At 70.8% G+C, this 21,514-nt stretch carries 26 protein-coding genes; 12 read left to right on the forward strand and 14 right to left on the reverse strand.

Annotated features, from left to right (window positions below; genetic code table 11):
* Nucleotides 1-40 precede the first annotated feature (40 nt).
* Together ACV530_RS31970 and ACV530_RS31975 are read left to right on the forward strand one after the other, a co-directional pair.
* Nucleotides 41-1,462 (forward strand): hypothetical protein, encoded by a 1,422-nt coding sequence (locus ACV530_RS31970; RefSeq protein WP_494336174.1) that lies wholly within the window; start codon nt 41-43, stop codon nt 1,460-1,462.
* The gene (locus ACV530_RS31975) at nt 1,459-2,862 is read left to right on the forward strand and encodes a CoA transferase (protein WP_494336175.1); all 1,404 of its coding nucleotides are present in this window, start codon (nt 1,459-1,461) and stop codon (nt 2,860-2,862) included. The genes ACV530_RS31970 and ACV530_RS31975 overlap by 4 nt, the downstream gene beginning before the upstream one ends.
* A gap of 3 nt (nt 2,863-2,865) precedes the next feature.
* Here ACV530_RS31975 and ACV530_RS31980 read toward each other — a convergent pair whose 3' ends face one another.
* Both ACV530_RS31980 and ACV530_RS31985 read right to left on the reverse strand, forming a co-directional pair.
* Nucleotides 2,866-3,216, reverse strand: coding sequence for a VOC family protein (locus ACV530_RS31980; RefSeq protein ID WP_494336176.1), 351 nt, complete (start codon nt 3,214-3,216; stop codon nt 2,866-2,868).
* Between the two features lie 45 nt (nt 3,217-3,261).
* Nucleotides 3,262-4,098, reverse strand: coding sequence for a class I SAM-dependent methyltransferase (locus ACV530_RS31985; RefSeq protein ID WP_494336177.1), 837 nt, complete (start codon nt 4,096-4,098; stop codon nt 3,262-3,264).
* Nucleotides 4,099-4,272: 174 nt separating this feature from the next.
* Between ACV530_RS31985 and ACV530_RS31990 the strand changes: the two genes are divergently transcribed.
* Together ACV530_RS31990 and ACV530_RS31995 are read left to right on the forward strand one after the other, a co-directional pair.
* Nucleotides 4,273-5,472, forward strand: coding sequence for a pyridoxal phosphate-dependent aminotransferase (locus ACV530_RS31990; protein WP_494336178.1), 1,200 nt, complete (start codon nt 4,273-4,275; stop codon nt 5,470-5,472).
* Nucleotides 5,473-5,546: 74 nt separating this feature from the next.
* Entirely contained in the window at nt 5,547-6,569 is a 1,023-nt protein-coding gene (locus ACV530_RS31995; RefSeq protein ID WP_494336179.1) for an MBL fold metallo-hydrolase, read from the forward strand.
* On the opposite strand, the gene ACV530_RS32000 is transcribed toward ACV530_RS31995, so the two are convergent.
* Nucleotides 6,566-7,090 (reverse strand): GNAT family N-acetyltransferase, encoded by a 525-nt coding sequence (locus ACV530_RS32000; RefSeq protein WP_494336180.1) that lies wholly within the window; start codon nt 7,088-7,090, stop codon nt 6,566-6,568. The genes ACV530_RS31995 and ACV530_RS32000 overlap by 4 nt on opposite strands.
* A 112-nt stretch (nt 7,091-7,202) precedes the next feature.
* On the opposite strand from ACV530_RS32000, the gene ACV530_RS32005 reads away from it, so the two are divergent.
* Nucleotides 7,203-7,556, forward strand: coding sequence for a hypothetical protein (locus tag ACV530_RS32005; RefSeq protein WP_494336181.1), 354 nt, complete (start codon nt 7,203-7,205; stop codon nt 7,554-7,556).
* Here the strand turns inward: ACV530_RS32005 and ACV530_RS32010 are convergent.
* From ACV530_RS32010 to ACV530_RS32025, 4 genes are all read right to left on the reverse strand, one after another.
* Complete coding sequence (locus ACV530_RS32010) at nt 7,507-7,785, reverse strand: DUF397 domain-containing protein (protein ID WP_494336182.1); 279 nt, start codon at nt 7,783-7,785, stop codon at nt 7,507-7,509. The genes ACV530_RS32005 and ACV530_RS32010 overlap by 50 nt on opposite strands.
* A complete protein-coding gene (locus ACV530_RS32015; protein WP_494336183.1) occupies nt 7,670-8,608 on the reverse strand; it encodes a helix-turn-helix domain-containing protein in 939 nt (312 codons plus the stop codon). The genes ACV530_RS32010 and ACV530_RS32015 overlap by 116 nt, the downstream gene beginning before the upstream one ends.
* A 574-nt stretch (nt 8,609-9,182) precedes the next feature.
* Complete coding sequence (locus ACV530_RS32020) at nt 9,183-9,629, reverse strand: hypothetical protein (protein ID WP_494336184.1); 447 nt, start codon at nt 9,627-9,629, stop codon at nt 9,183-9,185.
* A 138-nt stretch (nt 9,630-9,767) separates the two neighbouring features.
* Complete coding sequence (locus ACV530_RS32025) at nt 9,768-10,034, reverse strand: hypothetical protein (RefSeq protein WP_494336185.1); 267 nt, start codon at nt 10,032-10,034, stop codon at nt 9,768-9,770.
* 52 nt (nt 10,035-10,086) lie between these two features.
* On the opposite strand from ACV530_RS32025, the gene ACV530_RS32030 reads away from it, so the two are divergent.
* On the forward strand, nt 10,087-10,338 hold the full coding sequence (locus ACV530_RS32030; protein ID WP_494336186.1) for a hypothetical protein: 252 nt from the start codon (nt 10,087-10,089) through the stop codon (nt 10,336-10,338).
* Between the two features lie 51 nt (nt 10,339-10,389).
* Here ACV530_RS32030 and ACV530_RS32035 read toward each other — a convergent pair whose 3' ends face one another.
* Nucleotides 10,390-10,944: an RICIN domain-containing protein gene (locus ACV530_RS32035; protein WP_494336187.1), complete on the reverse strand. Its 555-nt coding sequence runs from the start codon at nt 10,942-10,944 to the stop codon at nt 10,390-10,392.
* Between the two features lie 167 nt (nt 10,945-11,111).
* Between ACV530_RS32035 and ACV530_RS32040 the strand changes: the two genes are divergently transcribed.
* A complete protein-coding gene (locus ACV530_RS32040) occupies nt 11,112-11,633 on the forward strand; it encodes a hypothetical protein (protein ID WP_494336188.1) in 522 nt (173 codons plus the stop codon).
* Between the two features lie 107 nt (nt 11,634-11,740).
* Here ACV530_RS32040 and ACV530_RS32045 read toward each other — a convergent pair whose 3' ends face one another.
* On the reverse strand, nt 11,741-12,094 hold the full coding sequence (locus ACV530_RS32045; protein ID WP_494336189.1) for a hypothetical protein: 354 nt from the start codon (nt 12,092-12,094) through the stop codon (nt 11,741-11,743).
* Complete coding sequence (locus ACV530_RS32050; protein WP_494336190.1) at nt 12,091-12,564, reverse strand: hypothetical protein; 474 nt, start codon at nt 12,562-12,564, stop codon at nt 12,091-12,093. Before ACV530_RS32050 ends, ACV530_RS32045 begins: the two co-directional genes overlap by 4 nt.
* Nucleotides 12,565-12,823: 259 nt before the next feature.
* On the opposite strand from ACV530_RS32050, the gene ACV530_RS32055 reads away from it, so the two are divergent.
* Nucleotides 12,824-14,224, forward strand: coding sequence for an amino acid permease (locus ACV530_RS32055; protein WP_494336191.1), 1,401 nt, complete (start codon nt 12,824-12,826; stop codon nt 14,222-14,224).
* On the opposite strand, the gene ACV530_RS32060 is transcribed toward ACV530_RS32055, so the two are convergent.
* The gene (locus ACV530_RS32060; protein ID WP_494336192.1) at nt 14,214-14,912 is read right to left on the reverse strand and encodes a class I SAM-dependent methyltransferase; all 699 of its coding nucleotides are present in this window, start codon (nt 14,910-14,912) and stop codon (nt 14,214-14,216) included. The two genes, ACV530_RS32055 and ACV530_RS32060, sit on opposite strands and share 11 nt — an antisense overlap.
* Before the next feature lie 132 nt (nt 14,913-15,044).
* Here ACV530_RS32060 and ACV530_RS32065 point away from each other — a divergent pair, with 132 nt between their 5' ends.
* The 3 genes from ACV530_RS32065 to ACV530_RS32075 all read left to right on the forward strand — a co-directional run bounded on the left by ACV530_RS32065 (nt 15,045) and on the right by ACV530_RS32075 (nt 17,330).
* Nucleotides 15,045-16,181, forward strand: coding sequence for a sensor histidine kinase (locus ACV530_RS32065; RefSeq protein ID WP_494336193.1), 1,137 nt, complete (start codon nt 15,045-15,047; stop codon nt 16,179-16,181).
* Complete coding sequence (locus ACV530_RS32070) at nt 16,178-16,837, forward strand: response regulator (protein WP_494336194.1); 660 nt, start codon at nt 16,178-16,180, stop codon at nt 16,835-16,837. The genes ACV530_RS32065 and ACV530_RS32070 overlap by 4 nt, the downstream gene beginning before the upstream one ends.
* A 106-nt stretch (nt 16,838-16,943) precedes the next feature.
* A complete protein-coding gene (locus tag ACV530_RS32075) occupies nt 16,944-17,330 on the forward strand; it encodes a nuclear transport factor 2 family protein (protein WP_494336195.1) in 387 nt (128 codons plus the stop codon).
* Here ACV530_RS32075 and ACV530_RS32080 read toward each other — a convergent pair.
* On the reverse strand, nt 17,320-18,126 hold the full coding sequence (locus ACV530_RS32080; protein ID WP_494336196.1) for a helix-turn-helix domain-containing protein: 807 nt from the start codon (nt 18,124-18,126) through the stop codon (nt 17,320-17,322). The two genes, ACV530_RS32075 and ACV530_RS32080, sit on opposite strands and share 11 nt — an antisense overlap.
* A gap of 131 nt (nt 18,127-18,257) precedes the next feature.
* Between ACV530_RS32080 and ACV530_RS32085 the strand changes: the two genes are divergently transcribed.
* Nucleotides 18,258-18,563, forward strand: coding sequence for a 4a-hydroxytetrahydrobiopterin dehydratase (locus ACV530_RS32085; protein WP_494336197.1), 306 nt, complete (start codon nt 18,258-18,260; stop codon nt 18,561-18,563).
* Between the two features lie 126 nt (nt 18,564-18,689).
* Here ACV530_RS32085 and ACV530_RS32090 read toward each other — a convergent pair whose 3' ends face one another.
* Nucleotides 18,690-19,532: an aldo/keto reductase gene (locus ACV530_RS32090; RefSeq protein WP_494336198.1), complete on the reverse strand. Its 843-nt coding sequence runs from the start codon at nt 19,530-19,532 to the stop codon at nt 18,690-18,692.
* 108 nt (nt 19,533-19,640) lie between these two features.
* Nucleotides 19,641-21,485 carry an AMP-dependent synthetase/ligase gene (locus ACV530_RS32095; protein WP_494336199.1) on the reverse strand — a complete coding sequence of 615 codons (1,845 nt, stop codon included), beginning with the start codon at nt 21,483-21,485 and terminating at the stop codon, nt 19,641-19,643.
* Nucleotides 21,486-21,514 lie beyond the last annotated feature (29 nt).

The raw sequence follows: 21,514 nt of genomic DNA on the forward strand, positions 1-21,514 counted from the left end.
TTGCGGTCCCCGGGGCCTCGTGCGGGGAAGGGCACTCGACATGACAGCAGTGGCGGAGCCGTTTCGGCGTGTGGGGCTCGCGGCCGAGCACAAATCGCCGGAGAATCCCGACGGTTCGGAGAACAGAGCCGCTCTGAAACCGGATGCGGTGGAGGCACTCGTCGCCCATGGCTGCTCGGTCGAGGTCGAATCCCGCGCGGGATCGGCGATGGGATGGACCGACGGCTCCTATCGTGCGGCCGGGGCGTCGATCGGGACGCGGGAGGGCGTCTACCGGGACAAGGACCTGGTCATCAAGCTCAGGGGGCCCGCACACGAGGACCTGCGGCGCATGGACCCCGGGTCGACTCTGCTGTGCATGGCGCATGTGCACGCCATTCCGGAGCGGGCCGAGGTGGCGAATGCGCGAGGGGTGAATGTCGTCGCCATGGAGCTGATCGACGAGCACCCGGAAGTGCTCACCGACGCCTATGTGCGCAGCCAGCTGGCAATGCGGCACATTCTGTCGACCGTACCGAACGGTTCCGGCGACGACACCGAACTCGACGTCGCTTTCCGGGGATTCACGCCCGCGTCCTTCGGCGCACTGCAGTATGTCGCCCGGCGCCGGCCGAGAACGCTGCGCATGTCGGCGCCGGGCCCACCGGGATACGACCTCCCGGTATCCGTCGGACTCGCCCACCGGGGATGTCCGGTCGGCCACTATCCCTTCGACGAAATCGCCTCCGGCATCGACGGGTCGGCCATGGGGGAGTACCGGGCGCGATATCCGCTGGGCATGCGCGGCAGGCGCAGGATCCACTGCCTGCACGAAACGGGCCGGGCCGGCGCCCTGTTCGGCATCGAACTCGCCCTGCGGAAGTCACCGGGCGTGCACACCGTCGACGACCTCCGGGTCAGCATCCTGGGATACGGCAACGTGGCCTTCGGGGCGCTCGACGAATGCATGAGGCACGGCATTTCGAGCGTCGACATCCTCACGAAACGGGCCACGCGCCGGCCGGAGGTCTGCCGGTATCTGCACGCGAGCGACCTCGTCATCAACGGCGTGGAGCGGGCGCCCCATCACCACGGCAGCCACTACATCATCACCAAGGAGGACCTGGGCACCGTCCTGCGCCCCGGCACCGTGGTCATCGATCTGGTGGGAGGCACCACGGCCAGGCGGTCGGTCGTCGAGCCGATCGTGGAGTGCACCTATCCCGGCGACCCGTACCGGCTGGAGGAGGGGGTGTATCTGGCGCCGGTGTGGGGCTGGCCACTACTGGGGTTCGGGAAGGAGTCCGCGGAGCGTTACAGCGGACAGATCCTCCAAGTCCTGCTCTCGGACGAGCGGTTGATCAACGGCTGGGCGAGCGCCCCGGCGAACGTCGTACGGGCCCTGGTGGCCGGACCGGTGCTCTCGCACACCCGGGCCGGCTCTTCTCAAAAGGTGGCACTGAGTGCCACACTGCGGGGATGAGCGAGCGATCGATCAACGATGTACGGCACGTCTGGGCGCTGCTCGGCGGTGACCCCGCGCTCACCGCCGCGATCGAGTACGGCGGCCCCGGCGCCGGACTCCCCGCCCGGCTCCCCGTACGGGAGCTCGCCCGTGCGACGGTCGCCGTCTGCGGTCTCGCCGCCGCCGAACTGTCCGCCGCGCGGCGCGGAGGCGGTGCGCCGCCGACGGTGCGGGTGGACGACGGAGCCGTGGCGACCGCGTTCCTCAGCGAGCGTCACCTGCGCGTCGACGGACGGGAGGCGGTGAACTTCGCCCCGCTGTCGCGTTTCTGGCGCACCGCAGACGGCTGGGTGCGGACGCACGCCAACTACCCGCACCACCGGGCCCGCCTCCTCGCGGCACTCGGGCTGCCGGACTCCTCCGACGACTCCGGCGCCGAGGCCCTCGCCGCCCGCGTCGCGGCCGTACTGGCGGACCACAAGGCCGCGGACGTGGAGGAGACGGTCTACGCGGCGGGCGGCCTCGCGGTCGCCGCCCGTACCCCGCAGGAGTGGGCCGCGCACCCACAGGGCGCCGCCGTCGCACAGCACCCGCTCGTCGCCCTGGAGCGGCTCGCGGACGGTCCCGTACGAGAGTTGGGAAGCGGTACGGGGCTGCGCGTGCTCGACCTCACGCGGGTGATCGCCGGGCCCGTCGCCACCCGTACGCTCGCCCTGCTCGGAGCGGACGTGCTGCGCATCGACTCGCCGCGCCTGCCCGAGAGCCAGGACGCGCACAACGACACCGGATTCGGCAAGCGTTCGACCGTACTCGACCTCGCGCGCCGCGCGGACCGGGCGACGTTCGAGGAGCTGCTCGCCACCGCCGACGTCGTGATCACCGGCTACCGGCCCGGTGCGCTCGACGCCCACGGCCTGGCCCCGCGGGAACTGGCCGGGCGCAGGCCCGGCTTGGTGATCGGCCGGCTCGGCGCCTGGGGCGCGGACGGGCCGTGGAGCGGACGGCGCGGCTTCGACAGCCTGGTGCAGGTGGCCACCGGCATCGCCGACCTCGAGGCGGGCCCGGACGGCCGCCCCGGCGTACTGCCCGCGCAGGCGCTCGACCACGGCACCGGGTATCTGCTCGCCGCCGCCGTGCTGCGCGCGGTCACCGAACAGCACCGTACGGGCGGCACACACCTGGCCACGCTCTCCCTCGCCGGGACCGCGCACTGGCTGATGCACCGCGTCGGGCGCGACGCGGACGTGCCGGACGGTGCGGACGGTGCGTACGACCCCGGACCGTATCTCACCGAGGCGCCCGGCCCGTTCGGGACCGTGCGGTACGCGCTGCCGCCCGTGACCTTCGACGGCGGCCCGCGCAACTGGTCCCGGGTGCCCGGGCGTTGGGGGACGGACGCGCCGGAGTGGGCCTCCTGACGGTCAGCCCTGTTTGCGGTCCACGTATTCGAAGACCGAGCCGTCGGGATGGCGGGCCACGAGGTTGCGCCCGATCGGTGTCGGCACCGGGCCCGCGATGATCTCGGCACCCACCCCGCGCAGATCCGCCACCGCCTCGTCGACGTCCGTGACCGCAATCGTGGCCGTGATCTTCCGCAGGATGGACAACTCGGCCTCGGGGCCGCTCATCAGAAAGAAACAGCCGACCGCGGCGACCGAGACGCCGCCGCGCTTGAAGCGCAGCGCCTCGGCGCCGGTCAGGCGTTCGTAGACCGCAATTGCGGCGTCCAGATCGCCGACGCACACCCGTAGCGAGGTCCCCAGAATGTTCATGGAAACCAGGCTAGTTGGCGGGGCGCGCGGTCGGGGAGGGTGCGCTCAAACGCGGCACAGCAGTTCACCGCAGGGGACCGCGAACCAGCCGTCTTCGTGCCGCCCCCACTCGTGCCACGCCGCGGCTACCCGCTCCAGGGCGGCACGGTCCGCGTGCCCGCCCTCCAGTGCGAGCCGCGCGAAGTCGGAGCCGGTCGTGCGGTCCGCCCACAGGCCGCTCCACCAGGCCCGTCGCTCCGGGGTCGCGTAGCACCAGGCGCTCGCCGTGGCGGTGATGTCCGTCAGCCCCGCCCGCCGGGCCCAGGACAACAGGCGCCGCCCGGCGTCCGGTTCACCGCCACCCGCACGGGCGACCCGTTCGTACAGACGGTGCCACTCGTCCAGGCCCGGTACGAGCGGGTACCAGGTCATGGCCGCATAGTCGCCGTCGCGCACCGCGACGATCCCGCCGGGCCGGCACACGCGGCGCATCTCGCGCAGTGCCGCCACCGGGTCGGCGAGGTGCTGGAGCACCTGGTGGGCGTGGACGACGTCGAACGCGCCGTCCGGGAAATCGAGGGCCATGACATTGCCCGTCGTGAAGTCGACGTTCTCCAGGCCGCGTTGACGGGCCACCGCCCGGGCCTCCTCCAGCACGTCGGCCGCCCGGTCCAGGCCGGTCACCCGCCCCTGCGGGACGAGCGCGGCCAGATCGGCCGTGATGGTGCCGGGCCCGCAGCCGATGTCCAGGATCCGCTGGTGCGGCCGCAGTTCGGGCAGCAGGTAGGCGGCGGAGTCGGCGGCCGTCCGCCGGCTGTGCGAGCGCAGTACGGACTCGTGGTGACCGTGGATGTACACGGCTTCGTCCGTGCGCCCTTTCGGCTCTTCGTGCGCGTCGGGCATGGTGGTCCCCTCCTTCGTTGTCCCTGCCACCGTACGCGCCCATTCTCAGGATGCGAGAGGCGTGTCTTGCGATCCGAGACGGTCCGTCACCCGCACGCCCGCGCCAACCCGGCGCGTCTGGCTGCGGTCTGCGAAGGTGACGGAAGACGGGGCGCGGCACGGAGGTGTGGACGGATGCGGCAAGGCTTCCCGGCACCCCCCGCCTTCCCCGCCCCCGAACGCGGCCTGCCCGTGCTGCCGGAACTCGCCGCGCGGCTCGCCGACTCCGCCGCCCGCACCGCGCCCGAACCGGTCGGCGGCAGCCTCGAACTGCGCGCCGCCGCCTGCGGCTACTGGGCCCGGCGGGGGATGCCCGCCGACCCCGCCGACGTCGTCGCCGCCCCGGGCGCGCAGTGCCTGCTGCTGGCCCTGTTCGCCTCGGCCGGCGGCGAGGTCCTGCTCACCAGGCCCTGCGCCACCTGGTACGCGCCGCTCGCCCGCCTCGCGGGCCGGCTGGCGTACCACGTGCCCGTACCGGCCGAGTGCGGCGGCGTGCCCGACCCGTTCGCCCTGCTCGAGACCGTGGGCAGGATCCGGGCCGAGGGCGGCAGACCGCGCTTCCTCGTCCTGTCCGTCGCCGACGACATCACCGGCACCGTGGCCCCGCCCGAGCTCCTGCACGAGGTCTGCGAGGCGGCGATCGCCGAGGATCTGGTCGTCGTCAGCGACGAGACCTGGCGCGACGTCCGGCACGACCCGCACGCCACCGTCCTCATCGGCCCCGCGGAGATGTACCGGGACCGGGTCGTCGTCCTCACCGACCTCTCCGGCGCCCTCGTGCCCGCGGCCTGGCCCGTCGCCGTCGCCCTGTTCCCGTCCGGCACCCCGCTGCGCGCCCGCGCCGCCTCCGTCCTCACCGCCCTGCGGGCGGAGATCCCGCCGCCACTGGCCGCCACCGCCCGCTACGCCCTGGCCGAACCCGGAGTCGTCACCGCCCGGACCGCCGCCGCCGGGCGGCTGTACGGCACCCTGGCCGCCGCCGTCCGGGAACGGCTCACCGCCGCCGGGGCGCTCAGCCTCCCGCCCCAGGCGGGACCGCACATCTACGCCGACCTCGGCGAGTTGCGCGCGGCCCTCGCGGCCCGCGGGGTCGCCGATTCGGTCGATCTGGAGGAGCGGCTCGGCGCCGCGCTGGGCCACCACGTGCCCGGCGGCCACCGCTTCGGCGACGCCCCGGACGCGCTGCGGGTCCGGCTCTCCGTGCTGCCGCTCCTCGGCACCACCGACGACCAGCGCCAACAGGCCCTCGACACTCCCGACCCGCTGCGGTCACCGGTCGTCGACCAGGCGTTGGCCACTCTTGGAGGAACGTTCAGCGAACTCGCCACTGTCTGACCTACCGTCGATGAGCATGCCACCGCCACCCGGTTCACGCGGTTCTCGCCGTTCTCGCCGAATGGAGTCCCTCGATGACCGAACAGACCGAGCGCCCGCTCGCGGAACCGCGCCCCGTCGGTGAAATCCGCATCTGGCCCCGGTCATTCACCGACCGCCTCACCGCACCCCTGCCCGGCGTACGCGCCTTCGCCCGCCTCGCCCGCGAGGGCCGCCTGCGCCCCAGCACCGCCTCCCTGAGCGAACTGGCCGACCTGCCCGTCGAACCCGGGCCGCTGCCCGTCGTCAACGCCGCCACCTGCGCCGCCACCTGGGCCGGACACGCCAGCTGGGTACTGAACATCGGCGGCCTCACCGTGCTCACCGACCCCGTCTGGTCCCGCAGAATCCTCGGCACCCCGGCCCGCGTCACCCCGGTCGGAGTGCGCTGGGAGGACCTACCGCGCATCGACGCCGTCATCATCAGCCACAACCACTACGACCACCTCGACGCCCCCACCCTCAAACGCCTGCCCCGCGACACCCACCTTTTCCTGCCCGCGGGCCTCGCCCGCTGGGCACGCCGCCGCCGCTTCACCCGCGTCACCGAGCTCGACTGGTGGGAGGCGGCCGAACTGCCCGGCCCGGCCGGGCCCGTACGCTTCGACTTCGTCCCCGCGCACCACTGGAGCAAGCGCACCCTCACCGACACCTGCCGCTCCCTGTGGGGCGGCTGGGTGATCACCACCCCCGGCGGCCGGCGCGTCCACTTCGCGGGTGACACGGGCTACGGCCACTGGTTCGAGCGCATCGGCTCCCGCTACCCCGGCATCGACCTGACCATCCTGCCCATCGGGGCCTACGACCCGCGCTGGATGCTCGCCCCCGTCCACACCGACCCGGAAGAAGCCGTCCAGGCCTGCCAGGACCTGGGCGCCCGCGCGATGGCGCCCATGCACTGGGGCGCCTTCCTGCTCTCCGCCGAACCGCCCCTCGAACCTCTGCGCCGCGTCCGCGCGGCGTGGGGCGCCACGGGGCGGCCCCGCGACGAGCTGTGGGACTTGCCGGTCGGCGGCTCGCGCGTCCTGCCGCCGGTCGATGCGGAGGTGCTGCTCTAGGTTTCCAGCACGTACACCCGCAACGGCACTCCCAGTTCCGGGTGCGTGGTCTCCCGCTCGAGCCGCATCCCGAGCTTGCCCATGATCCGCTCCGAGGCTGTGTTCCCGACCGCGTGCACGCTGACGATCCGGGCCAGCCCCCGCTCCTGCAACGCGAAGTCCAGCACGGCACGCGCCCCTTCAGTGGCCAGCCCCCGCCCCCAGAACCGCCGGCCGAGCCGCCACCCTATTTCGACCGCGGGCAGAATCTCCGGCAGATACCGAGGCACGGTCAACCCCACGAACCCCGCGAACTCCCGCTCCTCTCCTCGTACTTCCGCCGCGAACAGCCCGACCCCGCTCTCCTCCCACTCCTTCTCCCACGCCTCGATCCCGGCCGCCGTCTCCTGCCGGTCCAGCACGGACCCGTCCCTGATCCAACGCATCACCTCCGGGTCGGCATTGATGGCGGCCATCGGCTCGAGGTCGTCGGCGCGCCATCGGCGCAGTGTGAGGCGGGGGGTGTGCAGGGTCGGCGTCATGGGGTGATCCTTCCCCGGGGGTGGGGGAGGAAGCACGTCATCCTGTGACGCATGACACCTCAACCGGCAGGTATTGTTCGATCCCCGAGTTCGAAGTTGGAGAGCGATTCACATGACCGGCCGGCGAGCAACGACGACCCTTTGGCGCCCGACGGGCCCCAAGGAACTGGACCTGGTCCGTGAACTCGACTGGCGCGCATGGCCGCCGCGGTTGCCCGAGCAGCCGATCTTCTATCCAGTGCTCAACGAGGACTACGCGATCCGGATCGCCAGGGACTGGAACGTCAAGCACGACGGTGCGGGCTTCGTCACCTGCTTCGAGGTCGACTCCGACTTTGTGGCCCGCTATCCGGTGCAGCAGGCGGGCGGGGAGACGATCCTCGAGCTGTGGGTTCCGGCCGAGGAGCTCGAGGAGTTCAACGCGCACATTGTCGGCGAGATCCAGCTGGTGCACGAGTTCCGCTGAGCCGACCGCCGTTGACGGCTGCGACGAATTCGTGCCACGGAGTTGTGGGAAATATCAGGATCGGGCCATACGGGGCTTTGCTGTCCCGTATGGGAACTCTGCCGTGAACCCCGTCAGCAGCTTCGACGCATGCGCCCCCGTCGGGATTGCTGTAGCTGGACTTGCGCCAGACGGCGGCGCCGAGATCGGGTGGGGATATTCGGGTCACGGTAACTTTCCTCCAGCACACGCATGATGAGGACTGCCGAGTCGGTCGGCGAGAGCGCCATGGCGCGGAGCTGATCGTAAGCCACGGCGTAGAGGGCAACTTCGGGCTTGTCCTCTGTCAGCCTTCCCGAGAATGCGTCCTCTGTGTAAGCAACACGCTTGCCGGTCGGCAGCTCCAGCAGAATCATCGAACCGCCCATGGACGGGTGTGCTCCGCTCGCGAAGGGGAGCACCTGAATGGTCACGCGAGGCTGCTCGCATGCCTCCAAGAGGCGGAGTAGCTGAGCGCGCATGACGCTGCGGCTTCCGCACGGTCGCCGCAGCGCGGCCTCATCCAGGATGGCCCAGTAGTGAGGCACGTCCGAGGTGGTGAGCATGGTCTGACGGCCCAGCCGTGCTGCCAGCAGGTCCTCGCGCTTGTCTTCGGACGTGGTCAGGCCATGGCGGAGCAGCTCACGTGCGTAGTCCTCGGTTTGCAGCAGTCCGGGGATGGAGGCCGCCGTATATTCCGAGATCGCGCAAGCCTGCGCCTCGAGCTCCATGAACCGGCGGTACTTGTCCGGGAATCGTTCACGTCGGACCATGTGCCACAGAGACTCGAAGAACTTGCCTTTGTTGAACACCCTGTCGAAATCACGCGAGTTGTCCAGTGTCGGCGGAGCCGCCTTGACCCGCTCGAGCTGAGCGATCCGGGTGTTCGATACGTGGATGGCCGCACCCAGCTGCTGCTGTGTCATCCGCATCTTGATCCGCTCCTCGCGCAGGTTCCAGGCGTAGAACGCGGCAGCAGAGGTTGACGGATCGAGGGGCTTGAGCGGCATGGGTCCTCCCAGCTCAACGGCCATGCAGAATTTATCGTTTGGGGTTGTCAAATCCCGGGGTCTGTTGAACGTACCGCTGCTGGGGACATCGTCGATGCGCAAGCGGCGAAGGCCGCACGACCGAGCGAACGAAGCAGAGGTACCGCCATGGCGTCTCCGCCATCACAACAGCCACCGGACCGGATCCGGGAGGCCGCGGCCCGTACGGCCCGCGATCTTCATGACGCGTTCCGGGTGCACGGGTATGCGATCCACGTCGTTCCTGAACCGCCCACGGAGGGGGAGGTGTACGTGAGCGTGTTCGGGCCGCTTCGTGGAGACGAGGCCCAGTTGGTGACCGATGCGTTGCGGGCCTACAAGGGGCGGCGGCCCGAGCGGTTGCGGGCCGGGGTGGCGGAGGCGAACGCGAGGAGTCGGCGGGGTGGGCTGGCGTGAGTGCGGAGCAGATCAACCCGTTGCAGGCATCGCAGTGTTGTACGGAGTGCGTGAGGATCAAGGCGCGGTACTACGAGGCTTCGCGGGCCGGGAATCATGAGGCAGCGGAGGGCTGGTGCGTAGCCATGGGGCGCCATCTGCGGGAAGCGCACTGAGTTGTGCCCTACACAGGCACGATCAGATGTGGTTTCGCGCGCTGCGCACAGTAGTTCAGGGTCTGCCACGTGCCGGATGCATCGCTGTTGCCCTGGAGTGGGAACCCGATGGTCATTCGGCTGTGGTCCACCATCCACCGGTTCCGGGCGTGGTAGGTGGCGGCCGTCAGTTCACCTGCCGAGAGCTGGACGAGCTGGTCGATCCTGTTTCGGGTCCGGGCAATGGCCTGCCTCGCGTCCTCAGGCTGGCGGTCGAGGGTGTCGGGGACCACGACGGTGATACGTGCCTCGGTCTGTTCGGCAAGCCACACAAGGGACAGGGCGTCGATGCCCACAGCGCCGCCGACGTAGAAGCGTGCGTGCGGGGTCGCGAATGGGGTGAGGAATTCGCGGAACAGAGCGTCGTACGCGTCCCTGGCGCGGTGCTCTGTGGAGCGTGTGCCGGTGATGGTCACCGTGGACCCCATGGTCAACTCCGTGTCGCAGGTTGTCGTGTCCCGCAGCTGCACCTCGAGCACAACCGGGTTGGCCGAACTGAGCCTGTCCTGCCGTCGTCCCGGACAGCATGCTCTGCCCCGCAAGGATTCACCCGCTTACCCGGAGGAGGCCAGGAAGATGAAGAAATCGTCCCGGTTGATGATGGTGTTGGGTGCCAGTGGGGTCCTGCTGAGCAGCGTCCTGGTGACGGGCTCGGCATCGGCGGGAGCCGCGAAATCCGCGGTGACCGCACCAGAGTTGACGACGTCGCAGGACGTCGTCAGACAGAGCTCGTCCGTGGTGCAGCTCAGCGCCACGGGCGGGGTCTCGTCGACGGTGGTCTCGGAGTCGCTGCCCGCCGGATCGTGGGTGCTGTCCGCCAACGCCTCGCTGGTGAGCTGGGCTCCCAGCGACTACACGCGGTGCAATCTGTATGTGGGCAATACGATCGTCGGCGGGGCGACCGCGATGGTCGGGGACCCCGGTTCGGGCAGCGCCGGTACGGGGACGTACGTGGCCACCGTGAGTCTCCAGGGGGCGTTCACCAGCGCCACGGACGCGAGCGTCACTCTGCGGTGCGGGCACGACCGTACGCAAACGGCGGGCGGGCTGCCCTATGTGGATCCGGGGGCCACGCTGTGGGCGCACAGGAGTGATGGTCTCGGCCTGGCGAAGCGCGGTCGCTGACCGAGGAAGAGTGTGCGGGCGTGCCCGGTGGGCACGCCCGCGGTTCGCCCATCACACGGCGTCGACGCGCCACCACTGCTGGGACTGGAAGTTCTTCCCCCACAACTGCGCCTGCGCGCCGTCACCGGGCACGTTGATGTCGCGGTCCAGGACGGTGTTGCCACCGTTGTAGAACAGGCCGTTGTAGATCGCGAGATCACCCGAGAACGTGAGCCATCGCTGCTGCTCCGATCCGTTGCACTGCCACAGCTGCACCCTGGTGCCGTCGCGGCCGGCGCCGTTGGTGTCGGCATCGAGGCACATGCCGCGGAAGCGGGCGCTCTCCAGCGACCCGTTCTCCCAGGAGATCCAGGCCTGTTGGGCGCTGAGGTTGCACCCCCACACCTGCACCTTGGTCCCGTTGCCGCCCGCGTTGGCATCCGCGTCGAGGCACTGCCCGGGAGTCGGTCCGTAGAGGCTGGTGATTCTTACGACCCCGGCCTGCACCCGCTGCCCGAGGGTGCGGGCGCCGTCGGTGCTTCCGCTGGGCTGGGCCGTGGCGAGTCCTGTTCCGGTGAGCAGCGCGGTCGTCAGCGCCAGACCGATCACCACGTGTCTTCGAGGCATGGACGGTCCTTTCCTGGGTCCGGAAGGTCGCGCATCATGTCGGGGTCATGCCTAGTCGGGCCGACGGCAGTCGTCCATACGCGGAACCGGCCACCTCGTGCGTGGTCGGTGGTCTCCAATCCTCCGTGTGCCGGGCGGCAGTTGCCCCGGCCTATGCTGGTTGCGTCATGCGACTGATAAAGCTGGAGATCTCCCGGAGAAACTGGAGCCGTATGCGCTGCGCGTGCGGCGACTCGGCCGCGCACCTCGCCGAGGATCTGCTCCGCCTCGCGGACAGCGGAACCTGGCAGTACGACCGCCTGGAAGGTCATGTGTGGATTCCTTCCGTTCTCTGGGAGCCCGCTCCCGCGGTGACCGCGGTCGCCCTCGCCGCTCTCGCGGACGACATCTCCCCATCCGCCCGCAGTGAATTCCTCGACATCCTGCTGATCATGGTGGCGGGCGAGGGCACGGACAGTGAGTCGGCCAGGCGCGGGCTCGATCTGGAGGCGCAATGCCAGGAGATCGCTGCCCATGGCATCTGGTCGCTCTATGCGGAGGTGACGTCGGGCCGCTCCGTGTCCGACGCCGGTACCGCGTTCGAGATCCTCACCATCGTGGATCCCGACCGGGAGCGCGTGGAGAGCGTCCGGGAGAGCGCGGGCGAACTGCTGCCCTGGGACTGCCGGATGGGGTTCTGCGACGGCTGAGGCCCGGAAACCTCCTGGGCGAACCTGGGGAAACCCCACCCCGGAAGGGGGTGTTGAGCAGCTTCATCGCCTCCGTGCTGCCGCGTGGCCATGGGCCTCGCCCGGAGTCAGTCCGTGGCCTTGGGGTGGCCGGTTCCCGCGTATGTGATCCAGGCCGTGCGGTTGGTGTCATCGAGCAGGTACCAGATCCGGCCACCGCCGGTGACTTCGTACTGCCAGCGTTCCAAGGGCTGTCCCTTGAAGGTGGTGGTGCCGAGCTTGCCTTTGAGACGATGCTGACGTTCGGGGTTGTCCGTCGCGCGTGGGGCGGAGCGGATCTTCTCGAAGGCGCGGCGGAGGTTGCCTGCTGCGTGACGGGACAGGTGCTCCCAGCCATCGGCGGCCTCGGTGTTGGCGAACCGGATGTCGTACTCGTCGTCGAGCGGAGGCGGAGCGGCTCGGTCGCCTCGCTTCGGGCTCACTCGGTGACCTGCGGCATCGGTACGGGGCCGAGGTCTCCTTCGGGCTCACGGGTGAGGGCGGCGAGCAGGGCCGGGTCCGCGTAGATCTCGGCGCTGTGACGCCACTGGGTCAGCAGGAGAGCGATCGGAGCCAGGTTCTCCAAGGCCGCTGCACCCCGCGCCGTGTCGACGAGCTCGGCGAGCAGCGTGTCCACGTCCTCCGGCGGGAGGAACGTGGTCCACGGCAAGGCGTCGGGCAGAGCCTGGCGCAACGCGGCGGTGTTCTCCGTGCGTACCAGTCCGGCGAGCAGGCGGGCGGTGAAGTCGACCACGGTGGTGTCCCGCTCCAGCTGGTCGACGCGCATGAGTGCGAGGTCGCCGGCATCGCGCCGCCGCAGCCGCAGCGCTCTGACGGCGTCCAGACGGCGCGTGGTCGCGGCGGGGTGGTGGAGCAGTTCGCTGAAGGGCACGTCCTCATAGGCCGCAGTCATGACATCCACACTAGCTTGGATATGGCCGACGCGTGGCTGTTTCTCGTAAGCGAAGCATTGGCGGATCCTTCGCTTCCGCTTGATCCGCCTGACATGGACGAATCACGGCCCACAGGCAAGATCACGGCACGTTTTACGGCTGTAAGGGGCGCTCCGCGGGACAAAAATCTGCGATTTTGCGGCCCGCCCCGGACCACTCACTATGTGCTCAGTCGCATAGATCTGCGACCTGCCCGCAGGATGAGAGGCACACCAGCCCATGCAAGACACCGACGGCACACCCGTGCGCCGTTTCGGCCTCCCCACAGCGGTCGCGCTGGTCATGGGGAACATCATCGGCGGCGGCATCTTTCTGCTGCCCGCCTCGGTCGCCCCGTTCGGAACCGTCAGCCTGCTCGCCTTCGGCGTGCTGACGGTCGGCGCGATCGCGCTCGCTCTGGTTTTCGGGCGGCTCGCAGAGCGCCATCCGAAGACCGGCGGACCGTATGTATACGCACGTGAGGCGTTCGGCGACTTCGCCGGGTTCCTGTCGGCGTGGTCGTACTGGACCATGAGCTGGGTGAGCAACTCGGCCCTCGCCGTGGCCGGCGTCGGCTACTTCCACGTGCTGACCGGCGGCACCTCCTCCAAGGGCACGGACCTGGCCATCGCCCTGGCGATGCTGTGGCTTCCGGCGCTGGCCAACCTGGCCGGTACGCGCTGGGTGGCTGCCGTGCAGCTGATCTCGACGGTGATGAAGTTCCTGCCGCTGCTGTTCGTGGCCGTGGTCGGGCTGTTCTACTTCGACCCGAAGAACCTCGGTCACTTCACCGAGGGCGGCGCCAACTGGACCGGCAGCCTGACCGCCTCCGCGGCGATCCTGCTCTACAGCTACGTGGGCGTCGAGTCCGCCGCGATGAGCGCGGGCGAGGTCCGTGACCCCAAGCGCAACGTCGGCCGGGCCAGCGTGCTCGGCACCATCGGCGCGGCGGTGGTGTACCTGCTGGGCACGGTCTCGGTCTTCGGCACCGTCCCGCACGACAAGCTGGGCCAGTCCACCGCGCCGTTCTCGGACTCCATGAACGCGATGTTCGGCGGCCATTGGGGCGGCACCCTGATCGCGGCCTGCGCGGTGATCTCCATCGTGGGCGCGCTCAACGGCTGGACGCTCATGAGCGCCCAGATGCCCTACGCGGCGGCCAAGGACGGCCTGTTCCCGGCGGCCTTCGCCCGCAAGCGGCGCGGTGTGCCCACGGTCGGCGTCCTGGCGGCGGCGGTGCTGGCCACCGGGCTGACGGTGATCAACTATGTCTCCGGCTCCGGCGGGGTCTTCGAGATCCTGGTGCTGGTCACCACCTTCTCCGCGACCATCCCCTACCTGCTGGCCGCCGCGGCCCAGGTGTTCTTCCTGCTGAAGGGTCAGCGCGAGAAGGTCAACCCGGGTCGGCTGACGAGGGACATGGTGCTCGCGCTGGGCGCGTTCGCCTTCTCCTTCTGGCTGGTCGCGGGCGCCGGTTACGAGGCGGTCTACCAGGGAGTCCTCTTCCTATTCGTCGGCGTGATCGTCTACGCGTGGATGGCTGCCCGCCGCCCGGCGGCGGGGGAGAAGCCCGCCTCGGTCGCGGCCGAGCCGGTGAAGGTCCCCGAGCCGGTGAAGGTCCCCGAGACGGTCAAGGGCTGACCACCGCGGCCCCGCGTTCCGCGGGAGTCCGCAGATGAAAGACCCGCGCGGGCGGCACGTTGTCCCAGACAACGCGCCGCCCGACGTCGTATGCGCCCTCGAACGCCGCGAGCTCGGCGGCGACCGCGCGATGCCGGTCCGCTTCCGCGCGGCTCGCGAAGAGGGAGCGCAGCGGCCGGGGTCCGAGATAGCCGAACCAGGTCAGGTGCCCGCCGGGGACGAGCGCCCGCCGGTACTGCGCCAGGATCGAACGCACCGCCCCGGGCTCGAAGTTGGTGAACGGAAGGCACGAGACGATCACGTCGTAGCACCGCTCGCCCAGATCGAGATCCATGACCGAACCGGGGACGATCCGGACCCGGTCCGAGACCTCGGCCAGCGCCGGGTCGGTGCGCAGCAGACCGTCCAGCATGCGCACGAACCGCGGGTTGATCTCGACCACGTCCAACCGGTCGGCCGGTCCGGCGAGGCCGGCCAGCACCCGGGTGACCGTCCCCGTGCCCGCGCCGACCTCGAGCACCGCCCGGGGCCGCCCCGTCATGGAGCTCAGCGGCTCGGCGAGGCGGCAGGCGAGGCTGTGGCCGCTCGGCGCGATGGCGCCGGTGGTACGGAAGGTACGGGTGGCCTCGCGGAGGAAGGCGAGGGCGGATGCGGATGGCGTCGCGTTCATGGTCGGTGTCGCGTTCATGGTCAACGACGCTAGGAACCGGCGCGCTTCCGGCCATCGGCCGTCGTGCCACGGCCACCCCCGACGAAAGGAGGGGGTAGCCGTGGCCAAAGGGCCGGTGGGCGGCTCCAGTTCGTTGCTTACGCTGGGCGCGTGGCGGACGTGGTGAGCGGCAAGTGGACGGGGTGGGCCCAGGCGTTGGTCCTGTGCCTGGTGGGATGGCTCTCGGCGCAGGAGGCGTACGTACGGGCGGGCGCCCACTGGCTGAGCCCGGACGTCGCACTGGCCGTGGCCGCGAGTGCGGCGCTGCTCGCGCTCCGGAGGCACCCGGTGCCCGTGGCACTGGTCGCGGTATGCGCCGCCACGGCGGTGGGCAGCGTACTGCCCCTGCTGGTCGTGCTCTTCCACCTCGCCCACCTGGGCCGGGTCGGCGCCGGTCTGCTGTGCGCGGGCGCGGCCATGGCCGGCAACTGGTTCGTGGACTCCTGGCAGAACCTCTGGGCCGCCCATCTCTACGGACCGCTCACACCGTTCGTCCTCGTCCTCGCCCTCGGCCTGTGGGCGGGCAGCCGCAGGCGGCTCGTGACCTCGCTCGCCGAGCGGGTCGACCGGCTGCGCGTGGAACGCGAGTTGCGCGCGCAGCAGGCCCGGCTCACCGAACGGGCCCGTATCGCGGCCGAGATGCACGACGTGCTCGCCCACCGGCTGACCGTGCTGGCCCTGCACACCGGCGCACTGCAACGCCGCGCCGACGGCCTGCCCGGGCCGGTCGCCGAGCGGATCACGCTGCTGCGCACGACCTCCACCGAGGCACTGGACGACCTGCGGGACGTGCTCGGAGTGCTGCGCGGCACCGAGGGGAGGGCCTCGCGTGTACCGGGCCTGCGTGACCTGTCGGAGCTGCTGGCCGAGGCGCGCGCCGCCGGGCAGGAGGTCGCGGCGGACATCGAGGGGGACGACGGGGCCGTACCCGTCAGCCACCGGCTCGCGATCCACCGCCTGGTGCAGGAGGCACTGACCAACGCCCGCAAGCACGCCGCCGGGGCGCCGGTCCGGGTCACGGTCGGCTACGGTCCGCCGCGCTCCACGGTGGAGGTCCGCAACGCGGCCGGGGTCTCGGCCGCGACCGCCGCGACCGGCGGCGGGTACGGGCTGATCGGGCTGACCGAACGCGTCGCGGCGCTGGGCGGCCGGCTGGAGTACGGGCCGTCGGGAAGCGGGGGCTGGCGCGTCGCCGCGGGCATACCGCTCGCCGGGCAGCACACCTCACGGGCCTCGGGGGCGGCATGATCCGGACCATGATCGTGGACGACGACCGGCTCGTCCGGCTCGCGCTCGTCGACATACTCGACGGCGCCCCGGGCATCACGGTCGTCGCCGAGGGCGCGGACGGCCTGGAAGCCCTCGACCGGGCGGGCGAGCAGCGGATCGACGTGGCGCTCGTGGACGTGCGCATGCCGCGCATGGACGGGATCGAGGCCACCGCCCGGCTGCGGGCACTGCCCTCGCCGCCGCAGGTCGTGATGCTCACGACATTCGACCTCGACGAGTACGTGTACGACTCCCTCGCCGCCGGGGCCTCGGGCTTTCTGCTCAAGGACACCGAGCCGGACGAGATCGTCCGGGCCGTCGAGGTCGTCGCGGCGGGGCAGGCGATGCTGCACCCCTCGGCCGCCCGCCGCGTCATCGACCGCTACCACGACACGGCCCGTACGGGCGACCGGGCGGCACGCTCCAGGGCCGGGCGGCTGACGCCCCGGGAGACGGACGTGCTGGCGCTGCTGGGGGCGGGAGCGTCCAACGCCGAGATCGCCGCGGAGCTGGGCATGCGCGAGAGCACGGTGAAGGCCCATGTCAGCCGGATCCTGGCCGCGTTGGAGGTGGGCAACCGGGTACAGGCCGCGCTGTGCGCACGGGACGCGGGGATCGCATTACCTCCGCGGTAATCGCCCTCCTCGACCGGTCCCGACAGGATGAGGGCATGGCCTTCGGACCCGCGCACTCGGGTCCGGAGGTTGCCTCCAACGACCGTCCCTGCCAAGGAGATTCGCCATGTCGCAGCACTCGCAGCACTCGCAGTACGAGACCGCCGTCGCCCGCTACCTCGAGGCGTGGAACGCCGGCAGCGCCCCGGACCGCGCCGAGGCCGTCGCCGCGGCCTGGACCGAGGACGGCTCCTACACCGACCCGCTCGCCGACGTCCGCGGGCACGACGGCATCGCGGCCGTCATAGCGGGCGCGCAGGAGCAGTTCCCCGGCTTCGCGTTCCGGCAGGCCGGCACCGTGGACGGGCATCACGACACCGCCCGCTTCTCGTGGGAGCTGGTTTCCCTCGCGGACGGTTCCGCGCCCGTCGCCGGATCCGACGTGATCACCCTGGCCGGGGACGGCCGGATCCGTACCGTCCACGGCTTCCTGGACCGGGTGCCTAGCGCCTGAGCCCGTGCAGATACGCGGCCGTCTCCGGGTCGGCGGGGAGGAAGGTCTCCAGCGCCAGCTCGGAGACGGTCACGTCCATGGGGGTGTTGAACGTGGCGATGGCCGAGACGAACGACAGCGTCCGGCCCCCGTGCTCGATCACCAGCGGCAGGGCGAACGGCGCCGTGCCGCTCCCCGAGGCGGCCACCTCCTCGCCGCACGGCTCCGGCGGCGGATACGCGCTGACCTCTTCGTAGACGGCACGCAGCGGCGCCGACCGCAGCACCGCGAGCTGACGCTCCATCTGGTGCAGCAGATGGCCGCGCCACTCGCCGTAGTTGCGGATGCGGGGAGCCATGCCCCGCGGATGCAGGGTGAGCCGCATGGCGTTCAGCGGCTCCGCGAGCAGGTCCTCGGCCACGCCCTCCAGCAGCATCGTGATGCCGCGGTTCGCGGCCACCACCTGGTACGTACCGTCGACCACCAGGGCCGGGAACGGCTCGTACGCGTGCAGCAGCTGCTCCAGGCCCTCGCGCAGCTCGTGCAGCGCCGGGTCGTCCAGGGGACGTTCCGGGTAGTGCGGGGCGTAACCGGCGGCCAGGAGAAGGGCGTTGCGCTCCCTGACGGGGATGTCGAGGTGGTCCGCGAGGCGCAGCAGCATGTCCTGGCTGGGCCGGGCGCGTCCCGTCTCGATGAAGCTGATGTGCCGGGCGGAGGAGTCCGCGCGCAGGGCGAGTTCCAGCTGGCTGATGCGTCGTCGGTCCCGCCACTCGCGCAGAAGCGGGCCCACCCCCGGGGCGGCTGCAACAGTGGTCATGACCCGACCGTAACCCTTGCCCGCGCACATTGACGCGAAAGAGTCCCTCTCACGTGGCAGGCTTGCCCTGCCGATACCCGCGGGCTCCGCGATGAACACGATGAAGATGAACGCGATGAAGGGGATGCGCCATGACCGTCGAACCGCTCTCGCAGAAGGATGTCGAAGACCGTCTGAAGGAACTGCCCGGCTGGACCACCGACGGCGAGCGGATCAGCCGTACGTACTCCTTCGACGGGCACTTCCCGGCGGTGGCGATGGTGGTCAACATCGCGCGGATCCAGGAGGAGTTGAACCACCACTCGGATCTGGTGCTCGGCTACAACACGGTGATGCTCGAGGTGAACACGCACAGCGTGGGCGGCAAGGTCACCGGCCTCGACTTCGAACTCGCCCGCAGGATCGAGGCGGTGGCCCCGGCACACGGCGTGCGCTGAGAGCGGTCCGTGCGCTGAGGAGCGATCCGCGGCCCCGTCCGTGTACTACCCCCGCGGTACACGGACGGAGCCCCGGCCGGCCGCCACCGCACCGGGTGGGTGCGGCGGCCGGCGGAGGGAAGCGGATCAGAACTGGTCGAACTCGTCGGGGTCGGGCCCCAGTCGGGTGCCGTTGTCGAGGGTGCCGAGGGCCGCGAGGTCCTCGGCGTCCAGCTCGAAGCCGAAGACGTCGAAGTTCTCGCGGATGCGGGAGGGGGTCACGGACTTCGGGATGACCACGTTGCCGAGCTGGAGGTGCCAGCGCAGCACGATCTGTGCCGGGGTCCTGCCGTGCTTGCCGGCGATGCGGGTGACGACCGCCTCACCGAGGAGTTCCTTGCCCTGGCCGAGCGGGGACCATGCCTCCGTGGCGATGCCGTGCTCGGCGTGCACGGCACGGAGCTCGGACTGCTGGAGGTAGGGGTGCAGCTCGATCTGGTTGACGGCGGGGACCACCGAGGTTTCGGCGATCAGCCGCTTCAGGTGCGCGGGCTGGAAGTTGGACACGCCGATCGCCCTGGCCCTGCCGCTCTCGGCGATCTCCGCGAAGGTGCGCATGATCGTCAGGTAGTCGTCGCGCATGGCGCGCGGCCAGTGCAGCAGGTAGAGGTCGACGTAGTCGAGGCCGAGCCTGTCCAGGGAGGCGTCGAACTCGCGCAGGACGTTCTCGCGCGTCCAGGTCTCGGAGGCGCTGTTCCACAGCTTCGTCGTGACGAACAGTTCGTCACGCGCGATGCCCGATGCGGAAATGGCCTTCCCCGTGCCCTCCTCGTTCTGGTAGACCGCGGCCGTGTCGATGCTCCGGTACCCGGCCTCGAGGGCGTTCGCGACGGCCGCGGCCGCCTCGTTGTCCGGAACCTGCCAGACGCCGTAGCCGAGCTGGGGCATCTGCACGCCGTTGTTGAGGGTGATGGAAGGAGCCTTGCTCATCCGGCAATCGATCCTTAAAGCTCTCGGAGATTTGCTTTCGGCTTGCTTCCGGCGTCAACAAGCCCTCCCACCCGGGCATTCCCGGGGGCGTGCACAAATTTTCGGCCCTTACGGTTCCCGGTAAGGGGTCCGCTGGTAGAGCGCCTCGACCTCGGTGGCGTACGCCTTCTCTATCGCGCGGCGCTTGAGCTTCAGCGTCGGCGTCAGCAGGCCGAGCTCCTCGGTGAACCGTCCCGCGAGGATGCGGAAGGCGCGGACCGACTCGGCCTGCGGGACGAGGGCGTTGGCGGTCACGATCGCGTGCCGGATCTCGGCCTCCAGGTCCGGGTCGTGCACGAGCTCACCCGCTTCCGGCACAGGTCTGCCGCGCATGGCCAGCCAGTGCTCGACCGCGGGCCGGTCCAGGGTCACGAGCGCTGCGAGGTACGGGCGGCCGTTGCCGACGACCACGCAGCGGTCGACGAGCGGGTGCGCCCGTACCCGGTCCTCCAGGGCGGTCGGCAGGACGCTCGTGCCGAAGGACGTGACCAGCAGGTCCGTGCGTCGTCCGGCGATGGTGAGGTAGCCGTCCTCGTCGAGCGCGCCCAGGTCGCCGGTGGCGAGCCAGCCGTCCTTGAGCACGGAGCCGGTGGGCCGGGTGTCGCCGAGGTAGCCGGAGAAGACCTGGTCCCCGCGCAGCCACACCTCGCCGTCCTCGGCGATGTGCACGGTGGTGCCGGGCAGCGGCGGGCCGACCGTGCCGAAGCGGGGGCGCTCGAGCGGGTTGGCCGTCGCGGCGGCGGCGGTCTCGGTCAGCCCGTACGCCTCGATGACGGTGATGCCCGCGCCCGCGAAGAACAGCCCCAGGCGGCGCTCCAGGACGGCCCCGCCCGACAGGACGTACCGCAGCCGGCCGCCGAGGGCCTCGCGGATCCCGGTGTAGACGACCTTGTCGAAGAGCTGGCGTCGTACGCGCAGCGAGGGGCTGGGCCCGCGGCCGGTGCCGAAGGCGTGGTTCTCCACCGCCTGGGTGTAGCGCACCGCCACGTCGACGGCCTTGTCGAACGGGCCTCTTTTGTCCAGGCGTTCCGCGGTGTGCAGGGTCGAGGTGTAGATCTTCTCCAGGAGGTGGGGGAGCGCGCCGATGAACGTCGGGCGGAAGGACCGGAGGTCGGACAGCAGCGAGCAGCCGCCCTGCGGCGGCGACTGGTGCCCGAGCTTGACCCGGCCGCGCACCGCGGAGACCTGGATCATCCGCCCGAAGACATGGGCGAGCGGCAGCGAGAGCAGCGTGGAGGCCTCGTGGCCGGGGCGGGAGCCGAAGACCGGTGCGAAGCACCGGATGACGGTGTCGCTGCCGGCCGTGATGTTGGCGTGGGTGAGGACGCAGCCCTTGGGGCGCCCCGTGGTGCCGGGGGTGTAGATGACGGTGGCGGGCGAGTCCGGTGCGACCGCCAGGCGGCGGCGGTGCACCGCGTCGTCCGCGATGCCGGCCCCGGCCGCGGTCAGCTCCTCGACGGCGCCCGCGTCCAGCTGCCACAGCCGGGTGAGGAGCGGCAGCCCGTCGATGACGGAGCCGATGGTCATCGCGTGGTCCTCGTGCTCGACGAGACAGGCGGAGACGCCCGCCTCGCGCAGGATCCAGAAGACCTGCTCGGCGGAGGTGGCGGGGAGCAGCGGCACGGACTGGGCGCCGACGGACCACAACGCGTAGTCGAACAGCGTCCATTCGTAGCGGGTGCGGGAGATCACGGCGACCCGGTCGCCCACGGCGACGCCCTGCGCGAGCAGGCCCTTGGCGAGAGCCAGCACCTCGTCGCGGAACGCGCCGGCGGTCACGTCCCGCCACTGCCCGGCGATCCTGCGGGCGAGCGCGACGCGGTCCGGGGCCTCGTCGGCGTGGTCGAACACCGTGTCCGCGAGATTGCCGGGGCGGGGTTCCGGTACCAGGGATGGAACGGTGAACTCGCGCAAATCCTCGCTCCTCGCGACACTCCGTACAG

The sequence above is a fragment of the Streptomyces sp. SX-6 genome (genome assembly GCF_059089585.1).

Excerpts from the sequence above, each read along its gene's own strand:
- ACV530_RS31970 (WP_494336174.1), top strand. The coding sequence starts at position 41 with ATGACAGCAGTGGCGGAGCCGTTTCGGCGTGTGGGGCTCGCGGCCGAG.
- ACV530_RS31975 (WP_494336175.1), top strand. The coding sequence starts at position 1,459 with ATGAGCGAGCGATCGATCAACGATGTACGGCACGTCTGGGCGCTGCTC.
- ACV530_RS31980 (WP_494336176.1), bottom strand. The coding sequence starts at position 3,216 with ATGAACATTCTGGGGACCTCGCTACGGGTGTGCGTCGGCGATCTGGAC.
- ACV530_RS31985 (WP_494336177.1), bottom strand. The coding sequence starts at position 4,098 with ATGCCCGACGCGCACGAAGAGCCGAAAGGGCGCACGGACGAAGCCGTG.
- ACV530_RS31990 (WP_494336178.1), top strand. The coding sequence starts at position 4,273 with ATGCGGCAAGGCTTCCCGGCACCCCCCGCCTTCCCCGCCCCCGAACGC.
- ACV530_RS31995 (WP_494336179.1), top strand. The coding sequence starts at position 5,547 with ATGACCGAACAGACCGAGCGCCCGCTCGCGGAACCGCGCCCCGTCGGT.
- ACV530_RS32000 (WP_494336180.1), bottom strand. The coding sequence starts at position 7,090 with ATGACGCCGACCCTGCACACCCCCCGCCTCACACTGCGCCGATGGCGC.
- ACV530_RS32005 (WP_494336181.1), top strand. The coding sequence starts at position 7,203 with ATGACCGGCCGGCGAGCAACGACGACCCTTTGGCGCCCGACGGGCCCC.
- ACV530_RS32015 (WP_494336183.1), bottom strand. The coding sequence starts at position 8,608 with ATGGCCGTTGAGCTGGGAGGACCCATGCCGCTCAAGCCCCTCGATCCG.
- ACV530_RS32035 (WP_494336187.1), bottom strand. The coding sequence starts at position 10,944 with ATGCCTCGAAGACACGTGGTGATCGGTCTGGCGCTGACGACCGCGCTG.
- ACV530_RS32040 (WP_494336188.1), top strand. The coding sequence starts at position 11,112 with ATGCGACTGATAAAGCTGGAGATCTCCCGGAGAAACTGGAGCCGTATG.
- ACV530_RS32050 (WP_494336190.1), bottom strand. The coding sequence starts at position 12,564 with ATGACTGCGGCCTATGAGGACGTGCCCTTCAGCGAACTGCTCCACCAC.
- ACV530_RS32055 (WP_494336191.1), top strand. The coding sequence starts at position 12,824 with ATGCAAGACACCGACGGCACACCCGTGCGCCGTTTCGGCCTCCCCACA.
- ACV530_RS32060 (WP_494336192.1), bottom strand. The coding sequence starts at position 14,912 with ATGAACGCGACACCGACCATGAACGCGACGCCATCCGCATCCGCCCTC.
- ACV530_RS32070 (WP_494336194.1), top strand. The coding sequence starts at position 16,178 with ATGATCCGGACCATGATCGTGGACGACGACCGGCTCGTCCGGCTCGCG.
- ACV530_RS32075 (WP_494336195.1), top strand. The coding sequence starts at position 16,944 with ATGTCGCAGCACTCGCAGCACTCGCAGTACGAGACCGCCGTCGCCCGC.
- ACV530_RS32080 (WP_494336196.1), bottom strand. The coding sequence starts at position 18,126 with ATGACCACTGTTGCAGCCGCCCCGGGGGTGGGCCCGCTTCTGCGCGAG.
- ACV530_RS32085 (WP_494336197.1), top strand. The coding sequence starts at position 18,258 with ATGACCGTCGAACCGCTCTCGCAGAAGGATGTCGAAGACCGTCTGAAG.
- ACV530_RS32090 (WP_494336198.1), bottom strand. The coding sequence starts at position 19,532 with ATGAGCAAGGCTCCTTCCATCACCCTCAACAACGGCGTGCAGATGCCC.